The sequence below is a fragment of the Puniceicoccaceae bacterium genome (assembly GCA_040224245.1).
Classification (GTDB): Bacteria; Verrucomicrobiota; Verrucomicrobiia; order Opitutales; family JAFGAQ01; genus JAKSBQ01.
This window is the reverse complement of record JBEGIR010000075.1, coordinates 45,909-57,674: the sequence shown is the minus strand read 5'-3', so window position 1 is coordinate 57,674 and position 11,766 is coordinate 45,909. Positions and strand designations below refer to the sequence as shown.

5 protein-coding genes are annotated in these 11,766 nt (G+C 52.4%); all 5 read left to right on the top strand.

Annotated elements, in window-relative coordinates; all coding sequences use genetic code 11:
- Window positions 1-5: 5 nt before the first annotated feature.
- Complete coding sequence (locus ABQ298_13215; protein MEQ9825338.1) at window positions 6-320, top strand: hypothetical protein; 315 nt, start codon at window positions 6-8, stop codon at window positions 318-320.
- A 69-nt stretch (window positions 321-389) separates the two neighbouring features.
- Window positions 390-1,562, top strand: coding sequence for a Rid family hydrolase (locus tag ABQ298_13210; protein MEQ9825337.1), 1,173 nt, complete (start codon window positions 390-392; stop codon window positions 1,560-1,562).
- Between the two features lie 46 nt (window positions 1,563-1,608).
- A complete protein-coding gene (locus ABQ298_13205; protein ID MEQ9825336.1) occupies window positions 1,609-5,148 on the top strand; it encodes an FG-GAP-like repeat-containing protein in 3,540 nt (1,179 codons plus the stop codon).
- A gap of 43 nt (window positions 5,149-5,191) precedes the next feature.
- Window positions 5,192-7,063: a DUF255 domain-containing protein gene (locus ABQ298_13200; protein MEQ9825335.1), complete on the top strand. Its 1,872-nt coding sequence runs from the start codon at window positions 5,192-5,194 to the stop codon at window positions 7,061-7,063.
- An 850-nt stretch (window positions 7,064-7,913) separates the two neighbouring features.
- Window positions 7,914-11,537 (top strand): TonB-dependent receptor plug domain-containing protein, encoded by a 3,624-nt coding sequence (locus ABQ298_13195; GenBank protein MEQ9825334.1) that lies wholly within the window; start codon window positions 7,914-7,916, stop codon window positions 11,535-11,537.
- Window positions 11,538-11,766 lie beyond the last annotated feature (229 nt).

Genomic DNA, 11,766 nt, shown 5'->3' with positions numbered 1-11,766 from the left:
CTCCTATGAACAAAACCCCATCCCTATTCCTACGATTACGCTCAGGATTCCTCCTGGCACTGCTTTCGATGATGCTCTTTTCGTGCGTCAAGAGTGAAAATCCAGCCCAGCGAAAAGCTTGGGACAGCGCAGTGGAAAAAGAAAAAACTTACGCTGTTGAAACTGCCGAAACGATCATCGCGGAATACCGTAAAGTGATCGCTATTGAACCTGGGACTCCCCTCGCAAAGGAAGCAGAAAAACGTTTGAAAGCAGTCGAGCAGCGTCTCAAAGCAGATGAACGGCATATTTCCGTGTTCCAGGAACACGGCATCGACTGACTCCTGTGTGATCTCACTGCAGATCGAGCAATTTCACCCCAAGCATTATTCTTCTAACACCCTGAGAACATGATTAATACCCAAAACCCAGCCAAGCTCTTTGTGAAGAAATTCGAACGAAGCGCTTATAACGAGTACTATTTCACGGCGATCATGACCGTCGAAGCTCCGCTGTATGATCAAGTGGAGGCATTGTATGCACAGGTGCTGCATTCATTGAAGCAGCATGAAATACAGGTTATTCAGGAAAAAGTCCATGGATCTTCAACGGTACGCGAAGCGTTTGAACAACACCGCAAAACCGTATACATAGCGAATCATCTGGATGCCAGCATTCCCTACACCTATGTGGAAGGACGTCCACTGTCCGGGCAGAAAGTCGTGAGCTTGCAGGTATGGGGTGTGCAATTGAAAGATCCAAATTTGAGTGTTCGGACCGAGTGGGATTCGGTTGCACCCGTGCGAATTTGGGAAGGGAGCGGGTTCAAGTATGTATACGCCCCATGCATTCATGGGCTGGATCCCCGTCAACCGGACAATGAGGTCTGTGTGCACCGGCAATGCAGCAACATGTTCGAACGGGCAACCCACGTGCTGAACCGCTATGGTATGAGCTTCAAGGAGGTAGTTCGGACCTGGATTTATTCCGCTCGTTTGCTGGATTGGTATGGGGAACTGAATCGGGTCAGGACGGAGCATTTCCGGAAGGTCGGGTTGTATGAAAGCGAGCAGCGTCCGCGCTTTCCTGCGAGCACGGGTATCCAGGGGCGATTCTCCTCGGAAGAATGCTTTTTTGATGTGCTGGCACTTGATTTTCACCCCGAAAGCGGGATCTGCATGACGCCTGTGAACGCAAGTTCGAGGCAGGAGCAAGCCTTTGACTATGGATCATCATTCTCGAGAGGCATGGTGGTGGAACACGATGGGAACAAGACGGTTTACGTCTCGGGAACCGCAGCCATCAACAGTCTGGGCGATAGTATTTACATCGGAGATGCGGAGATGCAGGCACTGGATACGCTCTTGAATATTGCCGCATTGCTGGAGGATCAGGGTGGCAGCCTGCACGACATCGTCTCGGGCGTCGTCTATTGCAAGAATCACGAAGCCTATGACGCCTATCAGCGAGCGATGAAACTGCTGCAGATCCCCTCGCTTCCTCTCGTGTGCGTGGGAGCGGATGTGTGCCGGCATGAACTCCTGATTGAGATTGAAGTGGTGGCAGTCGTGCGAGCTGGATGACTTGTGCTGTCCTTTATTCAACAACCCCAATGACCCAATGATACCCATGAAAATCCAAAAATACTTCCTTTTACTGACGATACTGCCGTGGTTTCAAACCCTGCCTGCGGCTCCAGATTCCGAATGGCATTCGCGTCCACTGGAATGGATGACCAGCGGTGACGCGACATTGTTTACAGCAATCTCCCCGGAAGTATCCGGGCTTGCCCTTATCAACTCGTATGCTGATCCCAACATGTGGGGAGAGCGATACCAGGAGTTTCAGGGCGGTGCGATTGGCACCGGACTCGCTGTGGCTGATGTCGATGGTGATGGGTGGTTGGATCTCTATGTGGTCAACAAGTTTGGCCCCAACGCGCTCTATCGGCAAACGGGACCGCTCGTGTTTGAAGAAATCACTGACACCGCAGGAGTTGCTGGACATCTGGATGCCTGGTGCACGGGAGTATCGTTTGCGGATGTGAACAACGATGGGCGGCCGGACTTGTATGTATGTTATGTCAACGCGCCGAACCGGCTCTACATGAATCTAGGCGGTGGACGTTTTGAAGAGCGATCAGAGGATGCAGGACTCGGCATCGTCAGCGGTTCAGTTGTGGGTGCTTTTGCAGACTATGACCGCGATGGGCATTTGGATCTGTTTCTGGTCGCCAATTTGGCAGATGCTGCGCGCTCACCCAAGGGTGAACCCAACCGGTTGTTTCGCAACGATGGGACGGGACACTTCATGGATGTCACGGAGCAGAGCGGCATCCTTCTTGAGGCTGCTAACACCCATACCGCAACCTGGTGGGATGCCAACGGAGATGGCTGGCCGGACCTCTATGTTTCCAACGACTTCGAATTGCCTGACCGCTTTTATCTCAATAATGGAGATGGCACCTTTACAGAAGTGAGCGAGAGCGCCATTCCCCACACTCCCTGGTATTCCATGGGGGCGGATTTTTGTGACTTCAACAACGATGGACACTTCGACTTTTTTGCCGCAGATATGGCCAACACCACGCACTACAAGTCCAAGGTAGCAATGGGCGACATGGGAGGACTTGTGGACTACATGGATACGCTGGTCACCCCGCAATACATGGTAAATGCCTTTTATATCAACACCGACTCACCTCATTTCATGGAAGGTGCCCGCTTGCTGGGAGTTTCCAGTACGGACTGGACCTGGTCTCCGAGATTTGAAGATCTTGATAATGACGGATGGCAGGATTTGTTTGTGACCAATGGCATGGTTCGCAGTTTTAATGATTCGGATATCCTGAATCGCATCAAGCGTGCAAGTTCTGCTCGAGAGATCATTGCCATGGTCCGGAACAGCCCTCAACTCAAGGAAGACAATCTTGCCTTTCGCAATACGGGTGAATGGAAATTCAAAAAGGTGACGGGTGATTGGGGTTTGAAGGACTTTGGCACCAGTTTTGGGTCGGTCCTCTGTGACCTCGATAATGACGGTGACGTTGACATCGTCTATGCCAACTACGATGGAACGGTATCGCTCTACCGCAACAACAGTACTTCGAATCGCATCACGATCGACTTGGAAGGGGTGAGCAGTAATCGGTGTGGTGTGGGAGCGCAGGTATTTGCGCAGACCTCGACCGGACTGCAGTCCCGTGAGGTGGCCGTGGTTCGCGGTGCGCTTTCGAGTTCGGGAACTCGGGTGCACTTTGGACTGGGCAACGATGAAAGGGTGGAAAAACTGACCATACGCTGGCCCAGTGGTTCCGTGCAGCACTTTACCGATCTGCCAGCCAATCAGGCTTACCATATTCGGGAGCAACATACGCCAGAGCGGTGCGAAGCGAGTTCACCATCACTCCAGTTGCAAGCTCGGTTTACGGAAGTGTCGGAGGAAAGCGGTCTGTCGTTTGAAAACCGGGAAGCCCTCTTCAACGACATGATCAGGCAGTCATTGCTCCCCAATCGCATGAACACGCTTGGCGGAGGAATGGCCTGGGGTGATGCCAATGGAGATGGATTGCATGATCTCTATTTTGCGGGAGCGAAGGGACAGGTGGGACAGTTGTATCTCAATCAGGGGAATGGAACATTCCGCCTGGATTCGCAGACGCAACCGTGGAACCTGAAGGTGGAGACGGAGGAAATGAGTGCAGTGTGGGTTGATGCAAATAGCGATGGAGCGATGGATCTGTATGTGACGAGTGGTGGAGTGGAGTGTGAAGCAGAAGATGTAATACTCGTCGATTCCCTTTACCTCAATGATGGAACGGGGCGTTTTCGTGAAGTGAGTGCAGACACGCTGCCTGCGGTCGCAAGTAGCACTTCGGTGGTAATTGCTGCCGACTATGATCAGGATGGTCAGATGGAGCTTTTTGTCGGAGGTCGGGTTGTCCCGGGCGTCTATCCAGAAATACCCCGCTCAATGCTGCTCAAGCAGGTGGATGGTCGATGGGTGGATGTGACGGCGAAGATGGCACCGGGATTGGAGAAAATCGGCATGGTGACAGGTGCGCTGTGGTCTGATACCGATGGAGATGGTTGGCTCGATCTTGTGCTTGTCGGCGAATGGCAGCCCCTCCGCGTGTTTCGCAATGTGGAGGGCGTGCTGGAGCAGGTTTCACAGGAAGGTCTGGTGGATATCGATTCGCATGGGTGGTGGAATGGACTTGTCGCTGCTGATGTCAACAACGACGGTCACATGGACTACATCGCCACCAACTTTGGACAAAATACGAAGTATCATCCCGGTCAGGACAAACCGGTTGACCTGTATTTCGGAGATTTTGAAGGACGCGGAACCAAAGAAATTGTGGAGGCGAAATACGAAGGAGATTGCCTTTATCCTGTTCGGGGGCGCAGCTGTAGTTCGCGCGCCATGCCTTCATTGAAACGGGAGTTTCCCACTTACAAAGCGTGGGGCAGGGCACTGCTCGAAGAGATCTACGACCTTGATGTGGCGGAACGTCGCTACGTGAAAACCATTGATCACGGAGTCTTTGTGAACCGAGGCGATGGAAGTTTTCGCTTCAAGCCATTGCCCTGGGTATCCCAGATCGCACCGGGATTCGGACTCGTGGCTCAGGACTTTGATGGAGATGGCTTTGTCGATCTGGTGGTCGGACACAACTTCCGTGGACCTCAGGTGGAGACGGGCAGGTTTGATGGTGGACACAGCTGCTTCCTGCGCGGGAATGGAGATGGTACCTTCGAGCAGTTGGACTGGAAGCAAAGCGGTATCCTTATTCCAGAAGAAGTGCGCAGCATTTCGGTTGCGGACCTCAATGGGACGGGTTGGCCGGATCTGGTGATAGGGCGTGTGAATGAGCGGGTTCTGGTGTACCAGAATTCGACCGTCGGAGGAAACTCCTTTGCGGTGAAGCTTGATGCACCTCAGCATCTGAAAGTTGGCGCGCGTTTGACGGTTCGCTTTTCTGACAGTAGTATGCGCGTTTCTGAACTCTTTGCAGGAGAAGGTTACCTTACCCAGTCGCAGCCACTGTTGTTTGTAGGCTATCGTTTAGAGTCTCCCCCAACTCATTTGGAGTTGCGTTGGGCTGATCGAACCATCACTGAGGTCACCTTGGACCAGCCCCTTTCTATCCTCACCATCACACGGTAGACAAAAACATCATCAAAGAATGCATATGAAAAATCTCCCATTCATGAAAATGCCCTTCGGTGGCAACCTCGGGTTTTTGAATTGTATCCTTGTGGGCACCATGCTTGCCGCACCGGTGCAGGCGAGCGAAGGTTATGGTTCACTGTTTGGAACTGACGATGCTGTGACCTGGCATTCGTGGGGACCCGAAACCCAGGCCGAGGTGCTGGAGGCTCAAAAACCGGTATTTTTCTCGATTTCCCACGAATTCAACAACTTGTCCCGGTCGATGGTTACTGAGTCTTTTCAAAATCCAGAAGTCGCCGAAATCCTGGAGTCAGGCTTTACGGTGGTCGTGGTGGACCGCAATGAGCACTCTGCTCTGGCGGGTTATTTTCAGGCAATTTTGCAAGGGACGGTGCAGGTGACAGGGTTTCCGCTCACGGTGTTCACCACCCCCGATCTTCACTGGATCGATGGAGGTGGGTACTTTCCCCCATCCGATACGTGGGGTGGGCAGGGTTTCCCCAATTTGCTGCGAACGGTTCACGACAGTTGGAATCAAGACCGGGAGCAGGTGATCCTGGCAGCGGAGCAGAAGTTGAAAACCCACAATGCCACATTGGGAAGTGCCTCTGTGTCATCCGGAACCCTGGATGCATCCATTCTGGACGCATTGATTCACAACTTGCGAGATGTGCATGACGCCGACTTTGGGGGATTCATTGTTGGACCCAAGACCCCGGATTTTGTGAAGGTTGGCTTGCTCCGCTCTCCGGCTGTCCAGGCCCGCGAACAGGCCGAAGCCGCCACAACAATGGCGGTGGCAACACAGAATGCAGTGCTCGCCAGCAGTATTCATGATGTGGTGAGAGGTGGTTTTTTCAGCTCATCGACGGATGATCTCTGGACGGTGCCCCAGTTTCTCAAAACGGCCTCGGATCAGTGCAAGGCTATCGAATTTCTGGTTGAGCATGAACCATCGCGAGTGCGATTGCTTGAACGCGTAGTGCGTTGCCTGCTTCATGACTTTCAACGAGAGGATGGTTGGTTTGTGGACAGTGTTGTGATTGCAGAGGCTGAACAAGCAGAACTGGAGCAAGCCATGCAGGGCAAGGCGCACCTTTGGTCCTACGATGAGCTGCAGAGCTTACTGGGGGCAGAGGCATTCGAACTTCTGTCGCAATGGGTACAAGTGGAGCCGTCTGGGAATGTACCGGGTGAACAAGATCCCGAAGGGATTTTTCAAAATATGAATCTGCTTCGTCTGAAAAATCCACTGACTGGAGATTTGCCTGAAGCGTTGGTGCACACGTTGGATGTGCTTCGGGACGCGCGCTCCGAAACGACGCAGGTGCTGCGTGAAGGAGCACCCGGACTGACGACCAATGCGCGCATCGTTTCGGCTCTTGTCAGCGCTTCTTCCGTGCTGGGTGATGCTTATCTCAAGCAGGCCTTGGCGCATGCGGATCGTCTGTGGCAGCAATGTGTTGACGCTGAGAGCCATCGCCTGCTGCCCATTGTGCAGCGCGACTCCGCTCAACGTGCTGCAGATCTTGCTTCAGTAGAGTATGCGGCAGTGATCCGCGCGTTTCTCGATCTTGCAGAGGTGTCAGGCGAGTCAGCCTTTTTGGATCGTGCGGTCGCACTGCAAGGCATTTTCGAGCAGTACTATACGAAGGATGGAGGGTTGAGTTTTGTGACAAGCAGCGATGCCGAAGTCTTTCCGCTGCAACTTTATGCCATCTGGGAGGAAGCTGACCTTTCTGCGGTTGCGCTTCAAATCCGGAATCTGGATACGCTGGCCCGATTGACAGAAGATGCGACCTACGCAGAGCACAAAGAGAAGGTTTTGGCACAGTTGCCGGATGCGGTTGGATATGCGCCCGAGCACTTTCCCTATTTGCTGACAGTGTTGTTTTCAGGAGCACACTGATTGGCTCCCGACCCCATCTGCACACCTGCGATTCGCTCGATTCAGCAACGCAGGTGTGTACTTTTTTGTAAAGGATTGTGCTGTATTCTCACGCACCGGTTCTGAGGCGTTCCCAATAGGAGCCATGCATGTTGTGGGTTGAACCTGCGATTCCAGAGCTGAACGGAAGCGGGGTAGACGGACAATTCGGAAGTGGTGCATCCACGGTTCTGGCTTGCAGGTATGTGTTCTGGGCTGTCGGGATTTTTCCGGTGTTCAGGAATTACGATGGACTTGCAAGATTTGAGTGAAGAAACATCGAGTGTGTAATTTGATGTATCCCTGTTCTATATCAAAAGAAATAGAACGCCGAAATCCTGTCGGTTTTAGGTTCACTTGACTGTTCCGAAACCTGAAATGCTGCGGATGATCAGGGGTCTGATATACGTGATTTATATTAAAAGATATATGGTTTCTATTTATATGGATATATGGTTGGTTTGTTGTGGATCAGTGATTCTTATAAGTGGTTGATTTAGAGTTAAATGTGGAATCGCAGGTGATTTTTTTGTGTCGGTGTGACGTGAGTTATATTGATCTATATAGAATGATATAGTAGAGCCTTGAGTATTCGAAAACCACCTTGACGGAGTTTGGCTTTGGGCTATCAATGCTTACTGTAATATTGAATCTCTTGCAGGTTTAAGCAGTACCCCAAAATGCAATATTATTCTGTTAGATTCTCAGGATTTATTGAGGATGGGTTTCTTGTATTTGCCTGAAACCATTGTTGCAGAGGTTTTAATCCGAACTACACCCAAAAATGATACTAACAAAAACTAGATTCTTACGAAAATGGACGGGATTCTGGTTGGCTCTGTCTGTATTGGCTCCTGTCTCAGGTTTTGCGCAGCAAGTCCTGGACGAGTCTGAAGACGAAGTCTACACCATGTCGCCATTTGAGGTGACCACCACTGACGATGAAGGTTACTTCACCACGACGACGCTCGCCGGGAACCGGTTGAATACCGATATTCGCGATCTGGGCACGTCTCTCTCCATCTACAACATGCAATTTCTGGATGATGTGGGAGCGACAGACAATCAAACCCTGCTGAAATACACGCTCGGCACAGAAGTTGGCGGTGTATTCGGGAACTATTCCGGATCGGGCGGAGGAGCAAGCCCCAATAAGGATGCCTCCTATCTGAATCCGGGTTCGACGAACCGCATTCGCGGACTGGTTTCGGCGGATAATACCCGTGACCTCAACTTGTCGAGCATTCCTTGGGATGGATACAACATTGAGGCCGTGGATATTCAGCGTGGCCCAAATGCGATTCTGTTTGGACAGGGTAGTCCTGCCGGTGTGATCAACACCCGCACGAAGCAGGCTCTTCTGTTGAATGATATTCGCGAAGTGAGCATCCGCTTAGACGAATACGGAAGCTTCCGTGGGTCTGCCGATTTCAATCAGGTCCTGATTGACGGTGAGCTGGCGGTGAGAGTTGCAACCGTGTTCAATAGAGGCAAGTTCAAGCAGGAACCTGCCTTCGAAGACTTTGACCGTCAGTATATCGCGCTCCGCTATCAGCCAAAATGGTTTGAGAACCTGGACGGACGTACCACGATCAAGGCTAGTTACGAAATGGGAGATTCCGAAAGCAATCGCCCGCGCAACATGCCTCCTGAGGACCGCCTCACTCCATGGTTCACGGAGTTGGGTCAGTTCACCAGCAATCCTGCCTACATGAACAACAACAACTGGCAGATCCCTGGTTACGGTATGGCAACCCAGGCTGACAATGATGGGAATACAAATCCCAACTACGAGCCATGGGTGAACACCAACTTCGGGAACAACTACTATGGTGGATCCATCTTCTTCTATGATGGAGACTCTTCGCAGTATACCTACGCCATGGCGCTGAATCCCATTGGATACCTTGGTATCAATGCGGAGGGTGAACGTGATGGCGGTATTGGCGGATTGGCACCGTCCCAACCCCATGGAATCCGCGGTTACCGCGACTGGGCGTTGGATGTGGGCATTCCGTTTGCGAGCCTGACGGTGAACAACTCTATCACGGACCCGAAGGTGTTTGATTTCTACAACCGTCTGATCGACGGCGATATCAAGCGGGAGTGGCATGACTTCGATTCACTCGATCTGCAGTTCAGCCAAACCTTCTTCAATGATACGGTGGGTATCGACATCATCTACCACGACGAAGAATACAAGAGCGGTAACTACTCTCCTCTCGTGGGTGGAAATGGTGCTCTGTTTGTCGACTACAATGAGCGTTGGGCAGACGGGAACAATCACGCCTCTGCGGGTTGGTACAGTGACGGTACGGTCAACCCCAATGTGGGACGTGCGTTTGTGTTTGCCAGTAACAACGAAGGCGATGCTCGCCACGAGCGTGAGTCATTCCGCGCCACTGCCTTTGTGACGCACGACTTCAATCGTCATGGTGACAACTGGTTCTGGCGCCTGCTGGGAAATCAAACGGTGACCGGACTTTCCTCACAGGATGATTCTCTTCGCTACTCGCGCAGCTGGGTCAAAAGCACCTTTGTGGATGATTATTTCAATCATCCTCAGTTCGCAGGAGTCAAGTCTGCCAACCCGAGATTCTGGGCGGATTTTGTTCCTTGGAAGGCCATCTATCTCAGTCCCGACATGCGCGGAAAATCGCTGGGTCAGGACCTGGGAATCCGTCCGCCGACGGCAAGCCCGGTCATTGGTTCGACTGCCAACTTGCGCTACTTCGATTCCACCTGGAATGCTCCCAATGTGGATCCTGGCGCGCTGTGGTACAACCGTGGATCGGTGGGTCTGGAAGGCAATACGCTTGGCTTTGAGTCCGTTCAGGCTGAAAACCACTCCAACTACGTCGGCTGGGGCAACCGTGAGGTTCGTTTGCTGACCGACAGTAATGAAGCTTCCAAGGAGCTGCTCACGACTGGCAAGGACTGGGACAAGCGTTACAATGATGCTTACGCCTTCGTCTGGCAGGGCAAGTTCTGGGATGATTCCATCATCGCAACAGCAGGTGTTCGTCATGACAAGGTGGGTCAGACCCTGACACAATGGCGTCGCACGGGCACGGACTATGATCCTGCATCGAACGAATTCCTTGACCAGATCACGGGTCCGATTGAAGAAGATTCGGAAAGCTGGGGCACGGTCGTTCACTTGGATCGTCTGCCGTTTGTGAGCCGTATCATGGATCGTTCACCTGTGAGCATCAGCCTGTCCTACAATGAGTCGAAGAACTTCCAGACCGGACAAATCTTCACGGACTACTGGAAACAGGATCATGCCCTGCCTTCGGGTGAAACGGAAGACATGGGGATCATCATTGCGACCAAGGATGGACGCTACTCCCTGAAGGTGAACAAGTTTGAGTCTGCAATTGCCAACAACCCATCTTCCGGACTCGAATTCTGGAACTACGGGAACAACATTGGCATCATGGCGGAAGCCTACCACCAGATTAAGTACAACTACGAAACCCGTGGAAATCCGAACAGCACCCGATATGGCAATGGTATCATCAGTGACCTGCCGCGTCCTGAACCGGGTGAACCGGGCTTCCCGAAGGATCAGTTCGACTATTTCCCGGTCGCAGGTCAAACTTGGGAACAGGCAGAGGCAATGGAACTTGCAGCCATTCAGGCCTGGGATCAGTGGCTTGCCGAAATGGATCCGCTTCCAGAACTCATGGCGCATGCCTGGGGATTTGACTTCGAGCAGCGTGAGGAGTATGAAACGGGCCTCGACAATCCGAACTTCCGCTTTACGGAAGATTTGGTGGCCGAGGGCTACGAATTCGAGTTGAATGCTCAGATCACCGACAACTGGCGCTTGTCCTTGAACGGTGCCCGCATCGAATCCACTCGCGACAACATTGGTCAAAGCCCTGCTCCTGGAGGTGAAATGACCATGGTTGATTACCTGCTCGACTTCGACCGTCGGATGCGGGAAACCGCAATGGGTGACCTGCGTATTTGGGGACCAGGAGGCGGAGCTGATGCCCGTGAGAACTGGTCGGGATATGCTGACGGAGACCTGAAGGCCCGTCTTGCCCAGCAGGGAACAGTGGTTCCGGAAAACCGCCTGTGGCGCGTGAACATGGTGACCAACTACTCCTTCAACGATGGCAAGTTCATTGGGCTGAACGTGGGTGCTGCAGTGCGCTATCAATCCGCTGCGACCTTGGCCTACAAGCCAATTCAGTATTCGAACTACATCGGGTTTGATCTCAATGCACCCTATCGGGATGACAAGCAGGTCGATGTGGACCTCTGGGTGGGTTATCGCCGCAAGATCTGGAATGACAAGATCGAATGGCACGCCCAGCTGAACATTCAGAATGTGGGAGTGGGTGATGAGCTGATTCCGGTAACGGTACAGCCTGACGGGACCCCTGCGTCCTATCGCATCCGACCTCCACAGTACATCTTCCTAACCAATACCTTCCGATTCTAGGTATGTCATTGCGCGGGAGCCTGCCCTGGTGGGTGCGGCTCTCGCTGCAATTCCTTTCCATTTCGCTTCTTTCGGTTCGATCCGTTGGAAGCGAGAATGAGTTTTAAACTTTGGCCGATTGAATTCACTGAAGCTGAACGGGTTTAGTAGGGTTTCATGCTAGCCGTTTTAGGGTATTCGCTTCAGCGAAGATCGGTCTTTTAAGGGCTTCCCCTCGATTGGGTCAGGG